Origin of the sequence: Serratia symbiotica, from assembly GCF_000821185.2 — a bacterium.
In the GTDB taxonomy this organism is placed as follows: domain Bacteria; phylum Pseudomonadota; class Gammaproteobacteria; order Enterobacterales; family Enterobacteriaceae; genus Serratia; species Serratia symbiotica.
The window spans coordinates 2,270,069-2,294,250 of the sequence record NZ_CP050855.1 but is presented as its reverse complement, the minus strand read 5'-3'; the positions used below and the strand labels follow the sequence as shown (position 1 = coordinate 2,294,250).

Genomic DNA, 24,182 nt, shown 5'->3' with positions numbered 1-24,182 from the left:
TTCATGCAGTAACATCAGGTACTCTTCGCGCCCAGCGCGTAGGTGGAGAAGACAATGAACGACGCATTCAGTGGTAAGAACGGTAAAGTTAAAGTGATGTACGTCCGCAGCGATGATGGCCGTAACAAAAATAAACATTCGGCTGGCAAAGGTCGCTCGGTAAACAGCGCACGCTTAAGCCGTGAGGATCAAGCCAAAGTGCGTAATGGCCATGATCGTCGTGGAGCAGGTTTCCACCGCAGTGAAGGTGATCACTCTCGTCGTCCGGCGCTGTCTCGCTCCGCAGATCGAGGGAGTTATGATTCACCATGGAAAACCGTTTCACGCGCACCAGATGAAGAGCCTGCGTTTGATCATGGCGGCATCAGCGGCAAAAGCTTTATCGACCCGGAACAGTTGCGCCGGCAGCGTGCGGAAGAAACCCGCGTCTACGGTGAGAACGCCTGTCAGGCGCTGTTCGCCAGCCGTCCAGATGCCATCGTTCGCGCTTGGTTCATACAGTCGATCACTCCGCGTTTCCGTGAAGCGTTGCGCTGGATGGCGGCTAACCGCAAGGCTTACCATGTGGTGGATGAGGAAGAACTGGTCAAGGCTTCCGGTACTGAACACCACGGTGGCGTCTGTTTTTTGATTAAAAAGCGTCAGGGGTTGGATGCGCAGACCTATCTGAAAAACCCCCTGGCTACCGACTGCGTGTTGGCGCTGGAAGAGGTGGGCAACCCGCATAATCTGGGTGCTATCGTGCGCTCATGTGCCCATTTCGGTGTCAATGGCGTGTTGCTGCAAGATCCTGCAGTGTTGGAATCCGGGGCCGCAGTGCGCACCGCAGAAGGCGGTGCGGAGCATATAAAGGCGATCAATGCTGATGACTTTCTATCGGTGCTGGATATCTTTCGCCAGGCGGGTTATACCATCGTCACCACCTCCAGCCACAAAGGTACTGCGTTAGCACAGGCCAAGTTGCCGGCCAAAATAGTGTTGGTGTTGGGGCAAGAGCGTGATGGTTTGAGTGACAGCGCTTGGCAGCAGGGGGACATGAGTATTTCCATCGGCGGCACCGGTAAGGTGGACAGCCTGAACGTGTCGGTTGCCACTGGCATTTTGCTGGCTGACTGGTGGCGACAGAATCAGGCGTAATGCTCAACGCTGGATGAAAAGCGGGTGCCTCAGGGTACCCGTTTTGCTTGGATGTTCAGTGAACGCCTCCGCCCTCTGCGTTTCCGGGGCTGAATGGTGGTTTTGCCAGCCACACCAGTACCAACAGGATCATGAAAACCCCGGCAGACAGCCAGAAAATTTCATTGGCTGAGATGATAAGCCCCTGTGTGGTGATCTCTTTGGCAATATAGGCTGATGCCTGCTGCCTGCTTATGCCGATCTGTGCCAACCGTAGATATATTTCCTGCGATTGTGGGTTATAAGGGTTTACAAACTCCGTTAGCTGAGAATGGTGCTGAGATTCGCGCTGAGTCCACAACGTGGTGGTGATCGAAGTGCCGATAGAGCCTGCCAGAGTACGGGTAAAATTCGACAGGCTTGATGCCGACGCCATACGTTCTGCCGATAAGCCGGACAACGTAATGGTGATCAATGGCATAAAGAAGCAGGCGATAGCGAAGCCTTGGACAAACTGCGGCCAGGCTGAGGCACTAAAGTCCATTCCCGGTTCAAACGTATAGGCGCGCCAGTAGAAGCACACAGCATACATAATGAAGCTGAAGGTCACTAGCCGTCGCATGTCCAGCCGGTTGCCGAACTTACCGATAACCGGCGACAGCAACATCGGTATCAGCCCAACAGGTGCAGAAGCCAACCCCGCCCAGGTAGCGGTATAACCATAGACTTCTTGCAGCAACTGCGGCAACAACACGATAGTACCAAAGTACAGCATATAGGCCAGGCTGCTGCACAGACAGCCGATGGTAAAGTTGCGCGACTTGAACAGCGACAAATCCACTATCGGGTGATCGTCCGTTAGCTCCCAGATTATCAGGAACAGCAGCGCCACCACCGCAATCACGGCGAGGGTGATGATCTCGGTTGAGTTGAACCAGTCCAGATCCTTACCTTGATCGAGCATGACCTGTAGCGACCCTATGCCGACAATTAACAGCCCCAGGCCGACGGCATCAATGGGCATGATCGCGGTTTTGGTTTCCCTGCCGCGCAGCGTTGACAACGCCGCCATGATCACAAAGATGCCAAATGGAATGTTGATGAAGAAGATCCAACCCCAGTGGTAGTTATCGCTGATGTAACCGCCGAGGATCGGCCCGAATATCGGTGCGATGATTACCGTCATTGACCACAACGCCAAGGCCATTGCCCGTTTAGCGGGGGGATAGTTGTTTAGCAGCAGGCTTTGCGATAACGGGATCAATGGCCCCGCCATTAAGCCTTGGATCACGCGGAAGAAAATCAGCATCCCCAGGCTATTAGAAATACCACATAGCCAGGAAGCGAACACGAACAGCGTGGTGGACCAGAGGAACAATCGCACTTCACCGATGCGTTTCGCCAGCCAGCCAGTTATTGGAATGGAGATGGCATTCGCTACGCCAAACGAGGTGATCACCCAGGTGCCCTGAGCGTTGGAAGAACCCAGGTTACCCGCGATGGTGGGGATCGCTACATTGGCAATGGTGGAGTCCAGCACCTGCATGAAGGTCGCCATAGCGAGTGCGACCGTCATCCAGGCAAGTTGGGTGCCTTCAAGCGGTTTCCGTGGCAAGGTGGCCTCCCGCACGCTTAGCCAGCATTCGCATGGATCACCTTGGCAATCATTTGGTTAACCGGTACCAGATCCAACGCCAGCGCGTTGCTTTGGTACCGTGGCTTGTCGCGCACCACAGTGGACAGTACGTGGCCATCTAGATCACCGGTGTCAACTTTCACTCGTGTTGACAGGCCGATACGCAGCGGATGATCGGCGATTTGCTTCGCGTCTAATTCGATACGTACCGGCAGGCGCTGCACCACTTTGATCCAGTTACCGGTGGCGTTCTGTGCTGGCAACAGTGAGAAGGCGCTGCCAGTACCCATATCGATACCAGCCACTTTGCCGTTGTAGATTACATCGTCGCCATACACATCGCTGATCACGGTAACCGGTTGGCCGATACGCATATTAGCGATCTGGGTTTCTTTGAAGTTGGCATCCACCCAAATATGATCGGCAGGTACCACCGCCATCAGCGGAGCGCCTGCGGCGATTTGCGCGCCGATCTGTACGCTACGGCGTGAGACGTAACCGGTGATAGGGCTCAGCACTTTAGTTCGTTGCATTGCCAACCAAGCATCGCGCATCTGCGCGGCGGATTGCAGGATGGCCGGTTGCTGCTCCAATGGGGTGTCCAACACCATTGCTTGATTGGCGTTGTATTGCTCAGTCGCCACCTCCAGCGCTGCTTTGGCACTGTCCACTGCATCGCGAGCGTGTTGCAACTCTTCGCGGCCGATGGCATCAACGTTGCCCAATACGACACGGCGCTTCAGATCGTTCTCTGCCTTGCTCAGATCGGACTTTCGCAGGGCGATATTGGCCTGAAACTGCTTGCTGTTGATGATCAATTGGTGGGTTTGACGCACGCTGTTGGCTAGACCCGTTTTGGCACGTTCAAACGCCTGCTCGGCATCGGTCGGATCGAGCGTTAACAGCACATCACCCTGTTTTACGTAGTCGGTATTATCGACATTGACACTGTTCACGCTGCCGGATACCTGAGCCATGATCTGTACCTGGTTGCCGGAGACATAGGCGTCATCGGTTTCCTGATAATGACGAAACACCAGGAGCCAGTACATAAAATAAGCTATCCCAACAATAATGAAAATAACCGTTAGCAACAGCAGCCAAAATTTGCGTTGCTTCTTTTTGCCGTTCGCCTGCTGCGGGTTTTGAGTCTCCGCACTAACGCTCATGGTGTTCTCCCTATGGTGTTCTCCAAATTCTCTCTACCCGCCATAATTTGAAGTTACATCTGTATTGGTTGTGCTTATTCACCTAATATTGTGAGGTAATATTATCGGTAGGGGTGTATCTGTCCAGCAGTAATATGGTCAATAGTGGATGGGATTGCATAAATGAGTCCCTGAACAGCAATGATAAATTAGGATAATTGCTCTTTGATTTCCATTTTATCCAGATGTGCTAACAATTTACGTGTCAGTCAGTTGTTCCAACTATTTTTGCTCATGCTCATGCAAGGTGGACTACAGGAAATGCAGGCATTCATACTGTAGCGTCAACAGTTGACTGAGAAACTTTTCTCCCTGTGGTGTCAGGCTTAAATACAGGCAATGGCGGTCATTATTGCCTTCTCGGCGCTCAACCTAACCGCGTTTTTCCAACTCGCCGGCAATACGGGTGGCATGGGCGCGCGAAGAGCTCGAGGCAGAGCTTAGTTCAGAAGGTTGGATGCTGTGGTTTTTTTGCACATCCAACGTGATCAGCGCTATAAACAGCGTTTTATTAATCCCCTGTGCTTTCAGTATATTATTACGATTTTCCAGCAATTTTCCGTGTATGAGCATGCATAACCGAGTCAGCAGAATTTCCTAATGTGGGAAGTCTTTTTGTCGCTCGGCATGTAAATTCAACATGTGTTCAATGGGAGTAAATGAGCTTTCCATAATTTAGATCCTCATTAATTTCTTTCAAGATAATAACAATGGCTGATAATAATATAAATCGATACGATGGTGCAGTGCTGGTCCGTACAGTGAGTGGTGCGCATCCATCACCATCACCATCACCGTCAGTGCGCAGACCCATAGTGACATACCGGCGCTCAACAGGGCGGTAATAACGAACTGGCGAGCGCCTGCATAGATATAGATAATGCAGAAGAAGAAGAAGAAGAAGAAGAAGAGGCTTGCGAGCGGGCTAAATCCCAGCTTGACCGCGCTGAGGCCAAAAGCAAAGGCCACGGGTAGCTAGCCGATGACGAATGGCACACTGTCTACGATGCCGTTGGTGAAGCGGAAATGGCGACAGCGTGGTATAGCTTGGTTTTGTATTTTCATTAGGTCGCGGGTAGATAAAACGTTCATCATTCATGTATATACCCGTCATACTTTAGGTTACCTGTGCGTTAGCTTTCCTCGCTTACCCCAGTCACTGACGGGGGTATGTGCCTGGGAATTAATGGACCACATCCCCCAAGGTTTAGCCTGCGGCCTTGTGCAAGCGCTGTTCAAATCGGTTCCTGACCGATTTGTCACTGTGTTGCTGCTTTCCTGAAACTCGAATTATTTAAGGTATAGAACATGACCAAGTCGAGAGTCAGGATTATACCCTGGATTATCAATAAAATTATTAAGTTATTATTTACATAGTAATTAATAGCCTGGTTTGATAGGCGCTAAATTGTCGTTTGCCGGGGTAGGTGCTGTAGGTATAGGTATTGCGAAGATAGGGGCGCTGCTGCACCCCGGTTTGCTTAACTTTCTGTGGCTTCTGTGGCGGTTTTCAACCAACCGTCGAAGGTCGCTTGATGCGCTTTGATCCAGCCATTGACGTGGTTCAGGATATCAGCTTCTGAAGCCTGGCCCTGGTGCATACGCAGGTTCTGCGCGTTCACGTCGGCGATCGGTAACGTCATGATGGCAAATAGCTTGGCTGCCGCCGGGTTGGCTACCGCCCATTGCTTGTTGGCCACGATGCGCATGGTGTTGACTGGGAAACCGTAGTTGGCACCGTTAGGCAACTTGGTGTCGATGTTTTTTTGCTCGCTCGGCAGAGAAGAGAAGGGGACTTGTAGCCAGACTACGTCGCGGCCAGGCACCAGCTCATCACTTACCCAGTAAGGCGTCCAAGTGTAGTACAGCACTGACTTGCCTTCTTTGTAACGGGAGATGGTATCGGCAATCATCGCCGCATAGTTGCCTTGGTTATGCTCAACGGTGTTACTCAGGCCGTAGGCCACGATATGGTGGTTAATCACTGCTTCACAGCCCCAGCCAGGGGTGCAGCCGGTCAGATCGGCTTTACCGTCGCCGTTGGTGTCGAACAACTTGGCGATTTTGGGTTCCTTGAGCTGCTCGATGTTAGTGATGTGGTAGGTATCGGCGGTTTTCTTGTCGATCAGGTAACCTTGTGCAGCACCATTGACGTAGACGCCTTCGCGGTAGAATTTGTCGTTGCCGCCGGCTGCTTTGTATTGGTCGGCATGTAGTGGCTCCCAATTGACGGCGATAAAGGTGGCGTCACCGGAGGCGATGGAAGTATAGGCAACGTTGTAATCCACCTCACGAGGGGCTTTCACCTCGTAGCCCAGTTTTTCTAGCGCCTTGCTGACCAACAACGTCTGGAAGGTTTCTTCAGAAATGGTGCTTTGTACCGGTTGTACCGAAATACCTTTTCCTGGCAAATCAGCAGAAGCAGCAGCCTGTGAACCAATCAGTGTAGTAAGGGCGATCATCGCCCAGATCCCTGTGGTGCGCATAGTTTTTCCTCAGTTTTTAATGTTAGCACAGTGGCTCGCCGGGGCCGAACGCCGCCAGCGGCAAAAAAATCACGTTTTTTTAATAAATGGACGGGTAAGCAGCCCAACGGGGTTGTGGGCATACCAACGGCCAATACTTTTACTGCGACGATCGCGTCCCAGTGACTGGGTGAGACGGTCAAGAATGATCGCCAGGATCACGATGCCCACGCCACCCACGGCGGCCAGCCCCATATCCAGCCGGCCGATGCCACGCAATACCATCTGGCCCAGACCGCCGACGGCGATCATTGAGGCGATCACTACCATCGACAGCGCTAGCATCAGCGTTTGGTTAACGCCGGCCATAATGGTTGGCATCGCCAGCGGTAGCTGCACTTTGAACAGCAGTTGACGTGGACTGGCACCGAAGGATTGTGCAGCTTCGATCAGCTCTTCCGGCACCTGATTGATGCCGAGAATGGTCATGCGCACAATCGGCGGCAGCGCAAAGATAATGGTGACCACTACCCCCGGCACGTTGCCGATACCGAACAGCATGACGATCGGCACCAAGTAGACGAAGGCCGGGGTGGTTTGCATGGCGTCGAGCAGCGGTCTGATCACCTTGGCGGCGTGTTTGCTCCGCGACAGCCAAGTGCCGAGTGGCAAGCCGATGGCGATACAGAACAACAGCGCGGTCAGCACCAACGCCAGCGTGACCATTGCCTGTGACCAGGCACCGATAGCACCGATGGCGATCAGTGACACTAGGGTGAGGGCACCCATGCCGACGCTAGCGACCTGCCAGGCGATCAGTGAGAACAGCACAATGGCGATCGAGGCTGGCATGCCCAGCAGCAAGTGCTGAAAGCCATTGAGGATATAGTCCACTGGCACGCGGATGCCTTGGAACAGCGGACGAAAGTGCAACACCAGCCAGTCGATGCCTTGGGTCACCCAGGAGCCGAGTGGCAGCCAGGTGTTATGGAACGGATCAAGCAGGTTAAAGTGCTCAGGCTGAATCGGTGCACTGTTGAGCCAGTCAGAGCTTGGTGCGGCGAGGTCAGGCGCAGGTGTGGTGCCTGGATCGGTGGGTGCAGTAGCCCATGGATCTTGCGCTTGTAAGGTATCACTCATTCGTTGGGGTCTCCTTGTCCAAAGCCTGTAGCAGCATGGCCTTGGAAATGATGCCGAGATAGTTATGTGCGTCGCAGACTACCGGCACCGCACAAGGTGCCTGGGCCACCAGAGAGATCAGTTCGCTCAGCGGCATGTCGGCTGGTACCGGGGTAGGGGCTTCAAGCAAGGCATCGTCCAGCGTCTGGCTGGCGGCTAGCGCCTTCTTTAGCGAATCTATCGACACCACACCGATAAATTTATTCCCGCGTTCAACAACATAACCATAATCACGGTCTTCATCACGCAGCAGTTGCAGCGCAGAGCGTGGGCCAAAACCGGGGGTTTTGCGCATCAGTGTGACCGGACGGCGTTGGGCGATATCTTTGGCGCTGAATACATGGCTGATATCCACGCCACGGAAGAAGGTGCGGACATAATCGTTGGCTGGATTATTCAATATTTCATCCGGCGTGCCGACCTGAATAACCTCCCCATCCTGCATGATCGCAATACGATCGCCAATGCGCATTGCCTCGTCTAAATCGTGGGAAATAAATACGATAGTGCGTTGATGCTGAGCCTGTAATTTAATTAGCTCATCCTGCATTTCGGCGCGGATTAATGGGTCGAGCGCCGAGAAGGCTTCATCCATCAATAATATGTCTGGATTATTAGCCAGCGCACGGGCTAATCCTACGCGTTGACGCATGCCACCGGACAACTCATCTGGATAGGCATGGGCATAATTCTCTAACCCGACCTGACGTAGCGCTTCTAACGCTTTTTTCTGCCGTTCTTGTGGAGGAATATCAGCTAATTCCATACCGAAGGCAGTATTATTAAGCACGTTCATATGTGGCATCAACGCGAATGATTGAAATACCATGCTGATTTTATTACGTCGCACGGTGCGTAGCGCGGTGTCGGATATTTTCGAAATATCCTCATCATCGATTAGTACCTCGCCGCGAGTGGGTTCTATCAGACGATTGAGAAGGCGTACCAGAGTGGATTTCCCTGAACCGGATAGCCCCATGATGACAAATATTTCGCCTTCTTCAATGGCCAGACTGGCATTTTTTACGCCGAGCGATAATCCAGTTTTTTCAAGCAACTGATCCTTTGTCAGACCTTTGTCTAACAGTTTAAAAGCGCGCTCTGGGTATTCGCCAAATATTTTATATAGGTTCTTGACTTCTAGTTTAATTTTCATGCAATTTGCTGTGTCCTCCAGTGTAATTAAAGCGATATGAAATATCCTAATAAAAATAAGTGTGCCCTATACCCTAACACAGTGAGTTTCTGAAACAACCCTCAATGTCTAGATGAGAGAGATATAAGTGGTTTACATCAAGTTATCGATTGGTTATAGTAGTTTGGCCGATTGTTAGGCTATTGCTGTTTATTATTTGCGATAATGGATTGCTCCCAGTTAAAAATAATGTATCCGACCAAGTGGCATTATTTTCCCGTATTGGCTCGTTTTGATATGAGAGTGTGATGCGCATCGGCCAGGCTTCACCTGAAGAAATTCTAAGGTGCTACCCTACCATAGGCAGGGGGGATGTAATATTGCCCGTGATCAGCTTGTGATCGCCCACAGGTGTGGACATGGCTGTTCAATTGCTGCAATAAAATTGCTAAGCTTTAAAATTAAAGCCGCATTAATACCATTAAAACCACAATATATTTTACATAATTCTCTTAACATCATCGCAACCCCACCATCATTAAAAACTCCTTTCTAACTTTGAGCATAATCACAGCAGTTTATTTGCGGTAGCTGAAAAAACGAATAAAAGCCAGGTTATGAGCACAGCAGATGATCCTTACCTCGTCGCCAAAGCCAACGTTGCTTAAATTCCCCGGTGGGAGAAATGCTGGACAGTAATAAAGTAGGGATTATGCCATTACCGGCCTTTATTCTGGCCAGTATCCTCAAAACCTACCCCATTGGACTTTTACCGGCGGAGAGTATTGCCCCGATAGCCCCTCAGAAATCCCAGTCCTCATCCTCGGTATTGACTGCTTTACCAATCACATAGGATGAACCTGAACCGGAGAAGAAGTCGTGATTCTCATCGGCATTTGGCGACAGTGCCGACAGGATCGCCGGGCTGACCTCCACCATTCCTGGTGGGAACAGTGCCTCATAGCCGAGATTCATCAGCGCCTTGTTGGCGTTGTAATGCAGGAAGGTTTTGACGTCTTCCGTCCAGCCTACACCGTCATACAGATCTTGGGTGTAACACACCTCATTGTCATAAAGATCATGCAACAGGTCGAAGGCAACGTTTTTCACCTGTTGGCGGCGTATAACATCTACCCTCTCCAGCCCTTTCTGAAATTTATAGCCGATATAGTAGCCGTGCACCGCCTCATCGCGGATGATCAGGCGGATCAGATCGGCGGTATTGGTCAACTTGGCACGGCTAGACCAGTACATCGGCAGATAAAAGCCCGAATAGAACAGGAAAGATTCCAGGAATACGCTGGCGACTTTCATTAACAGCGGATCATCGGCGTGATAATGCGTCAAAATGAGGTTGGCCTTTTTCTGCAACGCGTGGTTTTCCTTGCTCCAACGGTAGGCATCGTCCACATCCGATGTTTGGCATAGCGTGGAGAAAATCGAACTGTAAGAACGCGCATGGACCGCTTCCATAAAGCTGATGTTGGAATACACCGCTTCTTCATGCGGCGTAAGCGCATCGGCCATCAATGCTGGCGCGCCTACGGTGTTCTGAATGGTGTCCAGCAACGTCAACCCGGTGAATACGCGGAGGGTCAGTTGCTGTTCCTTCGCTGTCAGCGTGGCCCAGGAGGGAATGTCGTTTGACAATGGCACCTTCTCTGGTAGCCAAAAATTGGCGGTGAGGCGGTTCCACACCTCCAGATCCTTGTCGTCTTCGATGAGGTTCCAGTTGATGGCGTGCACTGATGGTATCGGTTTAACGCTAGTCATAAGTTGCCTCACAGTGCGCAGGACACGCAGCCCTGCACCTCGGTGCCTTGTAGCGCCATCTGGCGCAGGCGAATGTAGTAAATAGTCTTGATACCCTTGCGCCAGGCGTAGATCTGCGCACGGTTGATATCGCGGGTGGTGGCGGTGTCGCGGAAGAACAGAGTCAACGACAGCCCCTGATCGACGTGTTGGGTGGCGGCGGCATAGGTATCGATGATCTTTTCCGGGCCGATGTCATAGGCATCCTGATAATACTCCTGGTTGTCGTTGGTCATGTAGGGTGCGGGGTAGTACACCCGGCCAATTTTGCCCTCCTTACGGATCTCAATGCGCGAGACGATCGGATGAATGCTGGAGGTAGCGTTATTGATATAGGAGATTGATCCAGTGGGCGGCACCGCCTGTAGGTTCTGGTTATACAGCCCGTACATCATCACTGACTGGCGTAGCGCCAGCCACGCGGCGCGGTTTGGAATCGCGATGTTGGCGGCGGCAAACAGCTCGCGCACTCGTTCGGTTTGCGGTTGCCATTCTCGCTCGGTGTATTTTCTGAAATATTCGCCACTGGCGTAGCGTGAGTTCTCAAAGCCGCCGAAGGTGCTGCCGCGCTCGATCGCCAGCCGATTAGAGGCACGCAGAGCGTAGTAAGCCACGGTATAAAAGTAGATATTGGTGAAGTCGATGCCTTCTTGCGAACCGTAGAAGATACGTTCACGTGCCAGATAGCCATGCAAGTTCATCTGGCCAAGACCGATAGCGTGCGAACTGTGGTTGCCTGCGGCGATCGATGGCACCGAACGGATGTCGCTCATGTCTGCCACCGCAGTCAGTGCACGGATGGCGGTCTCGACTGCTTTGCCGAAGTCCACTGCATCCATGGTTTTGGCGATGTTCAGTGAACCGAGGTTACAAGAAATATCCTTGCCGATGTGGTCATAATTTAGATCTTCATGGTAGGTACTGGCGCGATTGACCTGTAGGATCTCCGAACACAAATTGCTCATATTGATGCGCCCGGCTATCGGGTTCTCGCGGTTGACCGTATCTTCAAACATCATATACGGATAGCCGGATTCAAATTGGATCTCTGCCAACACTTGGAAAAACTCGCGCGCATTGATGCGCGATTTGCGGATGCGCTTGTTGTCCACCATCGCGCGGTATTTTTCGCTGACGCTGATCTCCGAGAACGCCACGCCGTACACCTGCTTGATATCGTAAGGTGAGAAAAGGAACATTTCTTCATTGTTTCTCGCCAGTTCAAAGGTGATATCCGGGATCACCACCCCCAGCGACAACGTTTTGATGCGGATCTTCTCATCGGCGTTTTCTCGCTTGGTGTCGAGGAAGCGCAGAATGTCCGGGTGGTGGGCGTGGAGATATACCGCCCCGGCTCCTTGGCGTGCGCCCAGTTGATTGGCATAGGAGAAGGTGTCCTCAAGTATTTTCATGATGGGGATAACGCCAGAGGACTGATTCTCGATACGTTTGATCGGTGCGCCCGCTTCGCGGATGTTCGTCAGCAGAAAGGCCACGCCGCCACCGCGTTTCGATAGTTGCAACGCAGAGTTCACCGCCCGGCCGATCGACTCCATATTATCTTCGATACGCAGCAGGAAGCAGGAAACCAACTCACCACGCTGCTGTTTGCCACAGTTGAGGAAGGTGGGTGTCGCTGGCTGGAAACGACCGGATATCATCTCCTCCACCAGATCCTGTGCTAGCATAGTGTCGCCCGCTGCCAGCGTCAGTGCCACCATGCACACTCGATCTTCGTAACGTTCGAGATAACGTTTACCGTCAAAGGTTTTCAGCGTGTAGCTGGTGTAGTACTTGAAGGCACCTAGAAAGGTCTCGAAACGAAACTTTTTGGCGTAGGCCAACTGGAACAGTTGCTTGATAACCGGGAAGTCGTACTGCGCCAGCACCTGCGGATCGTAATAGCCTTCCTCAACCAGATAGCACAACTTTTCCTTCAGATTATGGAAAAACACGGTGTTTTGATTGACGTGCTGCTGGAAGTATTGCCGGGCTGCTAGCCGATCCTTATCGAACTGGATCTGGCCTACGGCATCGTAAAGATTAAGCATCGCGTTGAGAGAGTGATAATCCAGCGCGCTTGCGGCGGGCGTGGTCAGTTGTGTCGTTGCCAAAATGCGGTTACTCCTTGTCGAACGTTTTCAACGTCTTGCACGGTGCCGAGCAGTTCAAAGCGGTAAAGAAAAGGCACCTGACACTTTTTAGCGATGATATCGCCAGCCATGCCGTATGCAGCGCCGAAATTGATGTTCCCGGCGGCGATAACGCCGCGCAGGTATGAGCGATTTTGCGGATCATTGAGAAAGCGGATCACCTGGATCGGCACAGCCCCTACGGCGCTGCCGCCGCCATAGCTGGGCACGATCAATATATAGGGGTGTTCCACCAGTAACTTGTGGCGGGTGCCAGCCATCGGAATGCGTATTGCTGGCAATCCCAGCTTCTCAACGAACCTATGGGTATTCCCCGAACTGCTGGAGAAATAAACCAGTGGATGCATGGCTGGCCTTAGGAGACGAGAGCCAAGGACTTGATCTTGTCTGGACGGAAACCGGACCAGTGGTCGTCACCGGCAATAATTACTGGAACCTGCTGATAACCTAAAGCGTTAACATGATCCAGCGCCTGTTGATCCTCGGTCAGGTCGATCACCTGATAATCTAACCCTTGTTTATCAAATGCGCGATAAGTGGCGTTGCATTGAACACAGTCTGGTTTGCTATAAATAGTAATACACATGATTCGTATTTACCTTTTGGCTAAAGGACAGGTATAGAAGTCTGATAACGGTGCATTGTTCGGCGTTTCTGGCGGTGTCACCAACCGAACCAAGGATCTCTACGCTTGATAAATTAAATACTATATGTGGATTTTTATTTTATCAACTTCACTATATGTGGTGTTTTTCGTGGGTGCTTGATTGAGCATGCCCCTTTCCAAGGGGGAGACGCACATCGATTATGCGTGAAAATGGGTGCTGCGCCAGGCGGTGTTCGATCATTGACCATGCCGGCATCGCAGCCCCAAAAGCCCGAAATCTAGGTGGCCTATATTCAAGCCCGACAACCTGGAGTTGCAGCTTTGGGTGCGATCCTCAGGACTGGGGCATTTGAACGCGTCTCTAGGTGACATGCCTCTTATTTTACCCCACCAAACCTCACAGCCCGTGCCTTGCTACGCGTTCCAATGACCGCCAATGGCGTTTGCCGGCAATTGCTGGACGCAGCCTAAAAAATTCTACGCCTGCACTGCCGTGGGCATAGACCTATGTACGGTGTTCACACGTGCTGTACATTTGGTTACTCAGTGAAACCAATCACTCACGGAACAGGGGTATTGATTCATCTATGCTTTGTTCAACGGCTCCACCGGGGCTTATCGAAACAACACAATGAGGAATCCAAGATGAAAAAAGTATTAGCGATGATCGTTGCTGCCACTATGGGTCTGTCGTCTGCTGCTTTCGCTGCTGATATCGCAGCTTCTGCTCCGGCAACTACTGCTCCAGTGGCTGAGCAAGCGCCAGCTCCTGTAAAGCATCACCATCATAAAGCTAAACACCACAAAAAAGCGCCAGTCCAGAAAGCTCAGGCAGCTAAAAAACACCACAAAAAATCCACCAAGAAAGCGACACCAGCCGCTTAATTGAGTGAAGCATGAGGAGCCGACTGGCCCGACATAATTTAGCCAGTCTTCAGACACCCGGTTCTCCGGGTGTCTTCTTTTGGGGTTATGTCGTGATGATCCATCGCTATCTGTTTGAAGTGATTTTCAGTGTTGTCACTCTTTGTGGGTTGATCGCTGGCTGGGAACTGTTTTTGGCTGGTAGCTTCCAGTGAATGTTACGCGATGGCGGTTTCATCCAGGTGCTGCCAAGCCAAAGCGGCTTGTCTTTCCCTGCAACTTATCATTACGCCCATCGGCCACTTAGCCACTCGCGTCATCTCTTCTATTATGGTTTTCAACCTAGATTTGGCGGCGGCGTATGTCGATGATTTTGAACAGTGATTCTGGTATTGGGCATCACCGGGTGATTAAATTTAAAGGTACGCTGATAAACCCTATGCGCGTGCTGTCGGCAATAGTTCCGGCTTATTCCGAAACCCAAGCAGATACCTAGAAAATTACTTTTTCATCAGATAACTACGGTAATGTTGCCCAGCGGTACAGAATGGGAGGAGGGATCGATGTATTTATGGCCAGATGAAGAGGCTAAGGGCCTATCCCATTAGGCTATTTTTATTTTATTTGCCATTTTGAACCTGGGCAGTGCTTACCCTCCTCACGGACTTCCTGTACGCGCCGGTTGTTGCGTGCTGTCGGTGTCTAAACTGGCTACGACTATGCACGCCTACTGGGATAGCCTCTTAGGCGGTGGGTTATCCAGGGGTAAACGTGAAATAAGATGAAATTTCATCATGTTACTCGCTGATTGGCGCTATAACCTAAAACGCCAACCGAGGAATGTTATCGCATGAGGGCTGGCTTTCACCAGCAGAACCAGCCAACTGCCAAAGGGCAGCGGCGCACGCCAAGCAATCTTGTGGCCCCACAAGGCGGGTGCCAACGTAGCGCATAGCCCCGCAGCCGCAGCAAGGCTCACCAGCAGTGGCAGTGCGCCCCAGCCAATCCAAGCCCCCCAGCGCCGCTAACAGCTTAAAATCACCCTGGCCAACTCCCGGCTGCTGCCGTGTTGATAGATAGCGTTGATCAGCCACAGCGACAGGTAGCCCAGGGTGGCCCCGATCACCGCATCATGCATCGGTGTGCAGCCCTGAACCAGGTTGAACAGCATCCCGCTCCACAGCAGCGGTTGGGTCAGGCGGTCTGGGATCCACTGATACTACCAGTCAATCAACACCAATGCGATAAGCAGCGTTGCGGCTGGCAACAAGCCCGGCCATTGCGCCAATGCGATGTCGAAAGGCAGTGCCGCTAACCCCGCTCCTATGGCTGTCACCATTGCTCCACTCCATGGCCAACCAGAGGGGGATGGCGCAAGTTTAGTCATCAGCCAGGCCGCGATCACCGCTGCTGGCCATAGGGTAGCGATAAACAGTAAAGGATGCAGATAAGGGTGATGCCTCAATTGGTTGAATCTGATGTACAATACGGGCTTTTGAGGGTGCATTGTCCCCGTTGTGATTCTGCTCTGGTCTACCGTCATGGTCAGAACCCTAAAGGCCAAAGCCGTTTCCGCTGTCGTGAATGTCGCTCCGTATTCCAGCTAACCTACACATATCAGGCCAGGATACCCGGTGTTAAAGAGAAATCGTTGATATGGCCTTCAACGGCTCCGGGGGTCGCGATACCGCAAGAACGCTGAAAATTGGTATCAACACCGTTATCCGCACTTTAAAAAACTCGCGCCAATGCGAATAACGTCCTCGTCAGTCACCCATGCTGATGTCGCTCTTATCTGCGAACTGGTATGCGGTGGGGGGACATGAAAAAGGCCGCAACCCTTGTGAGGTGGGGCCTTGATAGTCTTGAGTAGACTTTGCGCTGGCTGAAAGTGCCACCAAATACTAACTCTCTGATTCATTGGGCTGTGTAGCAAGAATCAATGTCGCAGAAGTATGGCACATATCCTATGAGTATTAAATCAAGAAATGGGCTTAACGACGTGTGTGCAATGTGGATGATCTGGAATTTTTGGTGATTTGTCCCACTTGCCATCCTCATATGAGGTGACTAGAAGTTTAAGCAAATGGCTAACGTCATGAGATCTTCCAGTGTAGTGGCACACTGAATTTGGCCACCTGAACAGAGGTGATATGCTCACCTCAGGACATTACAGGTGCTTCAATGAAAAAAAGAAATTTCAGTGCAGAGTTCAAACGCGAATCCGCTCAACTGGTCGTTGACCAGAACTACACCGTGGCAGATGCAGCCAGTGCTATGGATGTCGGCCTTTCCACAATGACGCGATGGGTGAAGCAGTTGCGTGATGAGCGGCAGGGAAAAATACCTAAAGCCTCTCCCATTACTCCTGAACAAATTGAAATACGTGAGCTGAGGAAAAAAATACAACGTATTGAAATGGAAAACGAAATATTAAAAAAGGCTACCGCGCTCTTGATGTCAGACTCCCTGAACAGTTCTCGATAATCGGGAAACTCAGAGCGCATTATCCGGTGGTCACACTCTGCCACGTGTTCGGGGTTCATCGCAGCAGCTACAAATACTGGAAAAACCGTCCTGAAAAACCAGATGGCAGACGAGCTGTATTACGCAGCCAGGTACTGGAACTGCATAGCGTCAGCCATGGCTCTGCTGGCGCAAGGAGTATCGCAACTATGGCAACCATGAAGGGCTTCAGGATGGGACGATGGCTCGCCGGCAGGCTCATGAAAGAGCTGGGGCTGGTCAGTTGTCAACAGCCCACTCATCGGTATAAATGCGGTGGCCTTGAACACATCGCTATCCCGAATCACCTTGAGCGGCAGTTCGCAGTGACAGAGCCTAATCAGGTGTGGTGTGGCGATGTGACCTATATCTGGACAGGCAGGCGCTGGGCCTACCTCGCCGTTGTTCTCGACCTGTTCGCGAGAAAACCGGTGGGCTGGGCAATGTCGTTCTCACCGGACAGCAGGCTGACCATCAAAGCGCTGGAGATGGCGTGGGAGGCCCGGGGAAAACCAGCCGGAGTGATGTTCCACAGCGATCAGGGCAGCCATTACACAAGCAGACAGTTCCGGCAGTCACTGTGGAGGTATCGGATCAGACAGAGTATGAGTCGGCGTGGAAACTGCTGGGATAATAGCCCAATGGAGCGCTTCTTCAGGAGTCTGAAGAACGAATGGGTACCGGTGACGGGTTACATAAACTTCAGCGATGCAGCCCACGCAATAACGGACTATATCGTTGGGTATTACAGCGCGCTCAGGCCGCATGAATATAACGGTGGGTTACCACCAAACGAATCGGAAAACCGATACTGGAAAAACTCTAACGCGGTGGCCAGTTTTAGTTGACCACTACAGTCGCAGCCCAACGGAAGATTTCATTTAGACGTGAAATGATACGGCGTAGGGTTTCCAATACGCCTCGTTGTTCTATGGGGTCAAGATGTTGTTTTAAGAGCTTGGGACGGATCTCTTTGATAGGAACGTTGCCTAAACCGGGGAAAATATTTCGTTCAAGGCTCCGCCAGATGTCTTCTGCGTGGTCTGGAGAGATACCAGAGGTCTTAACCTTTTCATCTAACCATTTCCTAGCAACCGCTTGTAGCGTGTGCTCAGTGGCATCCTTAAGAGCATTAGCTTTATCGTTGTTGTGGATCTGCGGATCGATACCATTTGCCAGCAGCGACAAGTATTCATCACGTAAAGCCCGTGCCTTGGCAAGTGTGAGATGAGGATAGGTTCCTAAGCTCATTTTTGTTCGCTTTTTAGTTACTGGCACTGCATACCTGAAATACCAATTTTTCTTACCACCCTTTGATAGGGGAGCGATTCGTAGCATCAGGCCGTCACCATCAAAAAGGTTGATCTCCTTTTCTGCTGGCTTGGTATTTTTGATTTCAGTGTCAGTGAGTTTCTTAGCGATCTTTGCCATTTTAGGACCCTCGATTTTGGGACCCTTTGCATTGGGTCCCAAAAAGGGTGCCATAACGAGTAGCTTCTAGCAAATCTCAGTAGACTTCTGTAGACGTAAAAAAGCCCGCAAGGCTGGTTCCAAGCGGGCTTAGTAGACTTCAGTATACGTCAGTATACGTCATAAGACTAAAAAGTGGTGGAGCTGGGGGGATTTGAACCCCCGTCCGAAATTACTACACCGTCGGCACTACATGCTTAGTCCAATCTTTACATTCGCCTGTGAGCTGCGGATGGACACGCTACTCACAAACTAGCCTGATTGGATTTAACGCTTCAGCCCCAGGCAGGACATTCACGCGATCTCTTTTAGGTTTGACCTCTCTTGATCCCCGTCCTAAGAGCGGAGGCTAGGGAGAAAGGGCTCTGAGCAGGTTATTAAGCTGCTAGTGCGTAGTTTTCGTCGTTTGCGACTATTTTTTTGCGGCTTTTAACGAGGCCAACCGCCCCTCGGCATGCTCCTAGGGCTTCGCAAATCCCGTCGAATCCAGAATCAGCCCCAAGTAACTTTACGCAGTATACCAGAAGCTTACCCCGTTAAGCCAGAGGCTTAACGGTTGGCATGTTTCATGATACGGGCTTTCGCCTTCTGCCATTCACGATCTTTGATATCATCACGCTTATCGTGGTCTTTCTTGCCTTTGGCTATGCCAATTTTGACTTTGCACCAGGCATTTTTCCAATACATGGAAAGTGCGACAACGGTATAGCCTTCGCGATTTACACGGCCAATCAGAGAGTCCAACTCGCGCTTGTTCAGCAGTAGTTTGCGGGTACGTATCGGATCGCATACTACATGCGATGAAGCGACGCTGAGTGGAGTTAGGGTGGCACCAAACAAATAGGCTTCACCATCACGAAATGTTACGTAACTGTCGCTGAGGTTGGCTTTACCGGCACGCAGCGATTTCACTTCCCATCCTTGCAGCGATAGGCCAGCTTCGATCTCTTCTTCAATGAAATATTCGAAACGCGCTCGCTTGTTTTGTGCAATGGTGGCAGAACCGGGTTTGTGTGCTTTTTTCTTTGTCATAGTGTGTTCATTATACTGGATGTGCTAGCGAAAGAAATCCTTTACCGTTAGCACCCGCGTAATTTTCGCATTTTTGATCTATCTATGTGCATTGCAGATTTTTTGTTTGCAGATAGATAAATGGTATTATCCGCACGTTTTGTGTCTTATAGGAAATGATATGCCCCAGATAAATCGGTCTGCGTTAGTGCCATTCAGCGCCGAGCAGATGTATCAGTTGGTTAACGATGTTGATTCTTACCCCGATTTTCTGCCAGGTTGTATCGGTAGCCGGGTGATTGACGCGTCCAATAACGAAATGACCGCCGCAGTAGATGTCGCCAAAGCGGGTATCAGTAAAACCTTTACCACACGTAATACGCTGCTGGATAACCAGAGCATCAATATGCAGTTGGTTGATGGCCCGTTCCGCAAGCTGATGGGCGGCTGGCAGTTTACGCCGTTGAGTGCGAAAGCCTGCAAGGTAGAGCTGCACCTGGATTTTGAGTTCACCAACACGCTGATTGAGCTGGCATTCGGCAAGGTTTTCAAAGAGCTGGCAGGTAGTATGGTGCAAGCTTTCACCCAACGAGCGAAACAAGTTTACAGTGTCTGAGATCCAGGTCGAGGTAGTTTACGCCTTGCCGGAACGTCAGTATCTTCGTAAGGTGAGGCTGGCTGCGGGCAGCAACGTTGAGCAGGCGATTCAGGACTCCGGCTTGCTGGAGCTACGCCGGGATATCGATCTGCAAAGCAATAAGCTGGGAATATACAGCCGTCCGGCCAAGCTGGGCGATCTGCTGAATGATGGTGATCGGGTGGAAATTTATCGGCCGCTGATTGCTGATCCCAAAGAACTTCGCCGCCAACGAGCAGAAAAGGCAAGAAAATAAGGCGCTAAGTGCGCCTTATTTGTTATCAGTGAGCCGGAGTTTACCTCATTAGCCGAAAGTGATAGTTCCTGCGTTGATTATCTGGTCAGCTCAGGTTTGTTCTGAATATCTGTCAATACGCCCGCGCTGTTGAAGGTCAACGTCAGCGTTTGCTGAGTAATACCTTCATGACCAGGTTGTTGGCGGAATACATAGAACCACGTTTGAGTACCGAATGGGTCTTGTAGCATCGGAGTACCCAATGTGTAAGCGACCTGCTGCTGGGTCATACCTTTTTGAATTTTTGCCACATCGGTCGGTGTTAGGTAGTTCCCCTGGTTGATGTCAGGCCGATAAACCACTTTCTCAAAAGTAGAACAGCCAGCAGACAGCATCATAAGAACCACAGCGGCGGCAGTCAGCGTTTTACAGCGCATAGTAATCACATTCCTTAAGGGCATAGTGTGCCGATGATAATAGACCTTGCTGCAATTGGAAACCTTTATACCTTTCATCTTTCACGTGGCTACCACGTTGGCTTCCCGCTCCTATTCTAGGCGCTTGGTTGACTAAGAGCCTATCCCATTAGGCTATTTTATTTGCCATTTGGGATCTATGCAGTGCTCACCCTCCTCACGTACTCCATGTACGCTCTGGTGGTTGCGTGCTGCCCGTATCCAAACTGACTGCAATAATGTGCGCCCAATGGGATAGGCTCGAAGTATTGTAGGGTTGCGTTCACTTGCCGTTTTTAAATCTATTAGTTAAATAGCGGCAACGTCAGATTTATGCGGCAAGCAATTCTTTTGCATTTGCCAAGGTATTTCGGGTGATTTCACTGCCGCCGAGCAAACGCGCCAATTCTTGTAAACGGGCGCGTTTATCCAGTAGTGCAATCTGTGTTTCGGTTGCGGTGCCATCAGTCTGTTTGCTGACAAACAGATGCTGATGTCCGCATCCCGCTACTTGCGGCAGGTGCGTAACGCACATTACCTGAGTGGATTCGCCCAGTTGACGCAGCAGGCGGCCGACAATGGCTGCGGTTGGCCCACTGATGCCCACGTCTACTTCGTCGAAAATCAACGCTGGGGTTTCCATCTTACGAGCGGTGATTACCTGGATGGCCAGTGCAATGCGCGATAGTTCACCGCCGGAAGCCACTTTTGTCAACGGTTGTAGCAGTTGGCCCGGATTGGTAGAAACATAAAACTCGGTGTGGCTGGCACCTTCTGCGTTCAGGTTCTGTGGCTCGAAGCGCATGTCAATACTGAATTTGCCGTGCGGCATGGAAAGTGCCTGCATGCTATCGGTGATGAGTGTAGTCAGTTCAGCCGCATGCTGTAGACGTTTCAGGTGCAGTTGTTCCGCCAGGTTCAGTGCCTGCTGATGGTGTAAAGTGACCGCCTTGCTGAGATGCTCATGATCATTTTCCTGCTGCGACAGAAGCTGTTGTTCGTCCTGCAACTGCTGATGCAGTTGTGGTAGCTCTTCCGGTATCACATGGTACTTGCGTGCCAGGTTGATCTGTCGTGATAGGTGTTGCTCCAGTTCGTGCAGGCGGTTGGGGTCCAGATCCATATGATCGACGTAATGGCGCAGATCATCGCTGGCTTCGGTGATCTGAATAGAGGCTTCTTCGAGCATCTCCAGCAGGCCGCTAAGTTTCTTGTCCATGGCGACCAGATCAATCAACAGGTGTTTGGCGCTGTAAAGTTGGCTGAGTATGTTGTGCTCTTCATCTTCAGCCAACAGCAACAGGGCTTGCTGGCTGATGGTCAGCCGCTGGCCGCTGTTGGCTAGGCTTTTGTATTCGGCTTCGGTTTGCTCAAACGCCCCGGCCTGTGGCGCAAATTCGTTTAGCTCTCTCAACTGGTATTGAAGCAACTGCATGCGACCTTTGCGTTCGGCGGATTGCTGCTGAAAGTGTGCCAACTCGCGGCAGCTTTGGTGCCAGCGTTGGTAGGCCTGGCGCATTTCCGCCAGCAAGGTAGGTTCATCGGCATAAGCATCGAGCAGTTCTTTCTGATGGTCGGGCTTGAGCAGCAACTGATGGGCGTGTTGACCATGGATTTGAATCAGGCGTTGGCCCAGTTCGCGTAATTGCGACAGGGGTACGGCGGTGCCGTTGATAAAGCCGCGCGAGCGTCCATCGGCGTTGATAACTCGGCGTAGCAGACATTCGTTGCTGTCGTCGAGCTGGTTCTGCTCTAGCCATATACGCGCTGAAGGGGTATCCGCCAGCGAGAAGCGGGCACAGATGTCGGCGCGGGTGGCTCCCAGGCGTACTACGTTGCCATCGGCGCGGTTACCGAGGCACAGCCCCAACGCGTCAATGGCAATGGATTTGCCAGCGCCGGTTTCACCGGTAATCGCTGTCATGCCTGATTGAAGATCGATTTCCAACTCACGAACGATCGCAAAATTGCTGATGGTCAATTGCGCCAGCATAAGTACCTTCCTGTGCATGGATAAACTACTGTGATTTAATACAGTATAGACTGGTTTTATATACAGTAAAGTGGTTGGCGAGATTTTTAGAACAATTTTTTTGACCAGCCCAGTTTTGAGCTTAACGTGTTGAAATAGCTGTAGTCATTTGGATGAATAAGATTCAGGTGAAAATTACTGCGGCGTATCAATACTTCTTCGCCTTCTTGGATAGGCAGGGAGATTTGGCTGTCGCAACTGATTTCAAGATCGTTGCCCATCTGCGAAAACTTCAGCCGGATGGTGCTGTCGCTGTTGATCACCAGCGGGCGGGCGGAGAGGGTGTGCGGGAACATTGGCACCAGCACGATGGCCTCTAGAGATGGAGTGAGGATTGGCCCGCCGGCTGAGAGCGAATAGGCGGTGGAGCCGGTCGGGGTAGCGATGATTAGACCATCGGAGCGCTGGGAGAAAGCAAAGCGGTCATCAATATACACTTCGAACTCGATCATGTGCGCTACTTTACCGGGGTGCAGTATAACTTCGTTGATGGCGGTGCTGATACGGCACTGTTGTTGTTCCTTGTGCACACTGGTTTCTAACAAGAAGCGCTGTTCATCGATGTATTCGCCTTCCAACACATCCGCCAACTGTTGTAATGCATTATCGGGATCGAGGTCGGTGAGGAAACCCAGGTTGCCGCGATTCACTCCGATCACTTTGACGTCGTGGCGCGCCAGCACACGTGCGGCACCGAGCATGTTGCCATCACCGCCCACTACCACCGCCAAATCGGCCTGTTGACCGATATCGGCCAGACTGCCGGTAATGGCGTCTTTCAGCCGCAAGTCCTGAGCGATTTGCCGTTCGATCATCACGCAATAGCCACGAGCGATCAGCCAGTGGTACAGCATCTCATGCGTTGCTAGTGCCGAGGGGTGACGCGGGTGACCAACAATACCGATACAGGTGAATTTTTTATTCATTGTTATCATGTTCCTCACCGGAGCCAGTTTATGCCCCGCATTATGACCGATTGACTTGAAACCCCAGTTTTGATCCCCATAATAAGCCAAGTTGCGGGATTAATGCTAAAACGCGGAGATATTACATGAGTAGTAGAGAACACAAGACGCCAAACGAGCAAGTCTCAGGAGAAATGGAACAGCAGGCCCGATACGAGGATGTGTTACCGGAGGCGGCGGAGGACGTTGATTTGCGTGATGCGCGTATTACCGAGCTGGAGGCTCAGTTACTTGAAGCTCAGCAACATGAACGTGATGGACGTGATAGCCTGCTGCGCGCCAAAGCTGAAATGGAGAACGTGCGTCGGCGTACCGAGCTGGATATTGAAAAAGCACACAAATTCGCATTGGAGAGATTCTCTGGTGACTTGCTGCCAGTGCTCGATAATCTGGAGCGTGCATTGGAACTGGCGGATAAGAATAATCCTGAGTTGACAGCGATGATCGAAGGCATCGAACTGACGCTGAAGTCCTTACTGGATGTGGTGCACAAGTACGGCATTGAGATCGTCAGCGATGTCGACGTGCCCTTTAACCCGGATGTGCATCAGGCAATGAGCCTGATTGAATCTGCCGATCGCCAGCCGAACCATGTGATGATGGTGATGCAGAAAGGCTATACGCTGAATGGCCGATTGCTGCGCCCCGCGATGGTTGCGGTTTCTAAAGCTAAGGCATAAGCGCGTTGGTGTGGTAA

General features: G+C 51.4%; 21 protein-coding genes, 1 other RNA gene and 4 pseudogenes. 7 read left to right on the top strand and 19 right to left on the bottom strand.

Annotation, left to right across the window (positions count from 1 at the left end):
- The first annotated feature begins 54 nt into the window (after positions 1–54).
- Positions 55–1,137 (top strand): tRNA/rRNA methyltransferase, encoded by a 1,083-nt coding sequence (locus tag SYMBAF_RS11540; protein WP_040266669.1) that lies wholly within the window; start codon positions 55–57, stop codon positions 1,135–1,137.
- Between the two features lie 55 nt (positions 1,138–1,192).
- Here the strand turns inward: SYMBAF_RS11540 and emrB are convergent, their stop codons facing one another.
- The 11 genes and pseudogenes from emrB to SYMBAF_RS11485 form a co-directional block, all read right to left on the bottom strand.
- Complete coding sequence (emrB, locus tag SYMBAF_RS11535) at positions 1,193–2,731, bottom strand: multidrug efflux MFS transporter permease subunit EmrB (RefSeq protein ID WP_040266707.1); 1,539 nt, start codon at positions 2,729–2,731, stop codon at positions 1,193–1,195.
- Positions 2,732–2,748: 17 nt separating this feature from the next.
- Positions 2,749–3,921 carry a multidrug efflux MFS transporter periplasmic adaptor subunit EmrA gene (gene emrA, locus SYMBAF_RS11530; RefSeq protein ID WP_040266665.1) on the bottom strand — a complete coding sequence of 391 codons (1,173 nt, stop codon included), beginning with the start codon at positions 3,919–3,921 and terminating at the stop codon, positions 2,749–2,751.
- Positions 3,922–4,215: 294 nt separating this feature from the next.
- Positions 4,216–4,632 (bottom strand): annotated as a pseudogene (mprA, locus tag SYMBAF_RS11525) (transcriptional repressor MprA); the annotation flags it as partial.
- Between the two features lie 60 nt (positions 4,633–4,692).
- A pseudogene (locus SYMBAF_RS11520) lies at positions 4,693–5,025 on the bottom strand (AzlC family ABC transporter permease); the annotation flags it as partial.
- A 416-nt stretch (positions 5,026–5,441) separates the two neighbouring features.
- Positions 5,442–6,446, bottom strand: a complete 1,005-nt coding sequence (gene proX, locus SYMBAF_RS11515; protein WP_040266663.1) for a glycine betaine/L-proline ABC transporter substrate-binding protein ProX — start codon at positions 6,444–6,446, stop codon at positions 5,442–5,444.
- 69 nt (positions 6,447–6,515) lie between these two features.
- A complete protein-coding gene (proW, locus tag SYMBAF_RS11510; protein ID WP_040266661.1) occupies positions 6,516–7,565 on the bottom strand; it encodes a glycine betaine/L-proline ABC transporter permease ProW in 1,050 nt (349 codons plus the stop codon).
- Positions 7,558–8,760 carry a glycine betaine/L-proline ABC transporter ATP-binding protein ProV gene (proV, locus tag SYMBAF_RS11505; protein WP_040266659.1) on the bottom strand — a complete coding sequence of 401 codons (1,203 nt, stop codon included), beginning with the start codon at positions 8,758–8,760 and terminating at the stop codon, positions 7,558–7,560. Before proV ends, proW begins: the two co-directional genes overlap by 8 nt.
- 780 nt (positions 8,761–9,540) lie before the next feature.
- Positions 9,541–10,512: a class 1b ribonucleoside-diphosphate reductase subunit beta gene (nrdF, locus tag SYMBAF_RS11500; protein WP_040266658.1), complete on the bottom strand. Its 972-nt coding sequence runs from the start codon at positions 10,510–10,512 to the stop codon at positions 9,541–9,543.
- Positions 10,513–10,520: 8 nt separating this feature from the next.
- Complete coding sequence (gene nrdE, locus SYMBAF_RS11495) at positions 10,521–12,665, bottom strand: class 1b ribonucleoside-diphosphate reductase subunit alpha (protein WP_082027029.1); 2,145 nt, start codon at positions 12,663–12,665, stop codon at positions 10,521–10,523.
- Positions 12,647–13,051: a class Ib ribonucleoside-diphosphate reductase assembly flavoprotein NrdI gene (gene nrdI, locus SYMBAF_RS11490; RefSeq protein WP_040266656.1), complete on the bottom strand. Its 405-nt coding sequence runs from the start codon at positions 13,049–13,051 to the stop codon at positions 12,647–12,649. The genes nrdE and nrdI overlap by 19 nt, the downstream gene beginning before the upstream one ends.
- Before the next feature lie 8 nt (positions 13,052–13,059).
- On the bottom strand, positions 13,060–13,290 hold the full coding sequence (locus SYMBAF_RS11485; protein ID WP_006708684.1) for a redoxin NrdH: 231 nt from the start codon (positions 13,288–13,290) through the stop codon (positions 13,060–13,062).
- A 666-nt stretch (positions 13,291–13,956) separates the two neighbouring features.
- Between SYMBAF_RS11485 and asr the strand changes: the two are divergent.
- A pseudogene (asr, locus tag SYMBAF_RS11480) lies at positions 13,957–14,181 on the top strand (acid resistance repetitive basic protein Asr); the annotation flags it as partial.
- Positions 14,182–15,199: 1,018 nt separating this feature from the next.
- On the opposite strand, the gene SYMBAF_RS17805 reads toward asr, so the two are convergent.
- A complete protein-coding gene (locus SYMBAF_RS17805) occupies positions 15,200–15,385 on the bottom strand; it encodes a prepilin peptidase (RefSeq protein WP_272876760.1) in 186 nt (61 codons plus the stop codon).
- A gap of 9 nt (positions 15,386–15,394) precedes the next feature.
- Entirely contained in the window at positions 15,395–15,562 is a 168-nt protein-coding gene (locus tag SYMBAF_RS17800; RefSeq protein WP_237162868.1) for a hypothetical protein, read from the bottom strand.
- Between the two features lie 69 nt (positions 15,563–15,631).
- On the opposite strand from SYMBAF_RS17800, the pseudogene SYMBAF_RS11470 reads away from it, so the two are divergent.
- A pseudogene (locus tag SYMBAF_RS11470) lies at positions 15,632–15,980 on the top strand (IS1-like element transposase); the annotation flags it as partial.
- 379 nt (positions 15,981–16,359) lie between these two features.
- A protein-coding gene (locus SYMBAF_RS11465; protein ID WP_152609001.1) for an IS3 family transposase occupies positions 16,360–17,528 on the top strand; the annotation gives its coding sequence in 2 pieces (ribosomal slippage) (positions 16,360–16,609 and positions 16,609–17,528; 1,170 coding nt in all).
- Here SYMBAF_RS11465 and SYMBAF_RS11460 read toward each other — a convergent pair.
- The 3 genes from SYMBAF_RS11460 to smpB form a co-directional block, all read right to left on the bottom strand.
- The gene (locus SYMBAF_RS11460) at positions 17,521–18,111 is read right to left on the bottom strand and encodes an integrase arm-type DNA-binding domain-containing protein (protein ID WP_177323590.1); all 591 of its coding nucleotides are present in this window, start codon (positions 18,109–18,111) and stop codon (positions 17,521–17,523) included. The two genes, SYMBAF_RS11465 and SYMBAF_RS11460, sit on opposite strands and share 8 nt — an antisense overlap.
- A 175-nt stretch (positions 18,112–18,286) precedes the next feature.
- Positions 18,287–18,650: a transfer-messenger RNA gene (ssrA, locus tag SYMBAF_RS11455) on the bottom strand.
- A 49-nt stretch (positions 18,651–18,699) separates the two neighbouring features.
- Positions 18,700–19,182 carry an SsrA-binding protein SmpB gene (smpB, locus tag SYMBAF_RS11450; protein WP_040266649.1) on the bottom strand — a complete coding sequence of 161 codons (483 nt, stop codon included), beginning with the start codon at positions 19,180–19,182 and terminating at the stop codon, positions 18,700–18,702.
- A 160-nt stretch (positions 19,183–19,342) separates the two neighbouring features.
- Here smpB and SYMBAF_RS11445 point away from each other — a divergent pair, with 160 nt between their 5' ends.
- Together SYMBAF_RS11445 and SYMBAF_RS11440 are read left to right on the top strand one after the other, a co-directional pair.
- Positions 19,343–19,777 carry a type II toxin-antitoxin system RatA family toxin gene (locus SYMBAF_RS11445; RefSeq protein ID WP_040266647.1) on the top strand — a complete coding sequence of 145 codons (435 nt, stop codon included), beginning with the start codon at positions 19,343–19,345 and terminating at the stop codon, positions 19,775–19,777.
- Positions 19,770–20,054 (top strand): RnfH family protein, encoded by a 285-nt coding sequence (locus tag SYMBAF_RS11440; protein ID WP_006708395.1) that lies wholly within the window; start codon positions 19,770–19,772, stop codon positions 20,052–20,054. Before SYMBAF_RS11445 ends, SYMBAF_RS11440 begins: the two co-directional genes overlap by 8 nt.
- A gap of 77 nt (positions 20,055–20,131) precedes the next feature.
- Here SYMBAF_RS11440 and bamE read toward each other — a convergent pair whose 3' ends face one another.
- From bamE to nadK, 3 genes are all read right to left on the bottom strand, one after another.
- Complete coding sequence (bamE, locus tag SYMBAF_RS11435; RefSeq protein ID WP_040266646.1) at positions 20,132–20,470, bottom strand: outer membrane protein assembly factor BamE; 339 nt, start codon at positions 20,468–20,470, stop codon at positions 20,132–20,134.
- A gap of 349 nt (positions 20,471–20,819) precedes the next feature.
- Positions 20,820–22,481, bottom strand: a complete 1,662-nt coding sequence (gene recN, locus SYMBAF_RS11430; RefSeq protein ID WP_040266639.1) for a DNA repair protein RecN — start codon at positions 22,479–22,481, stop codon at positions 20,820–20,822.
- An 86-nt stretch (positions 22,482–22,567) separates the two neighbouring features.
- Positions 22,568–23,446, bottom strand: coding sequence for an NAD(+) kinase (nadK, locus tag SYMBAF_RS11425; RefSeq protein WP_040266637.1), 879 nt, complete (start codon positions 23,444–23,446; stop codon positions 22,568–22,570).
- Positions 23,447–23,571: 125 nt separating this feature from the next.
- Between nadK and grpE the strand changes: the two genes are divergently transcribed.
- The gene (gene grpE / locus SYMBAF_RS11420) at positions 23,572–24,165 is read left to right on the top strand and encodes a nucleotide exchange factor GrpE (RefSeq protein WP_040266635.1); all 594 of its coding nucleotides are present in this window, start codon (positions 23,572–23,574) and stop codon (positions 24,163–24,165) included.
- Positions 24,166–24,182 lie beyond the last annotated feature (17 nt).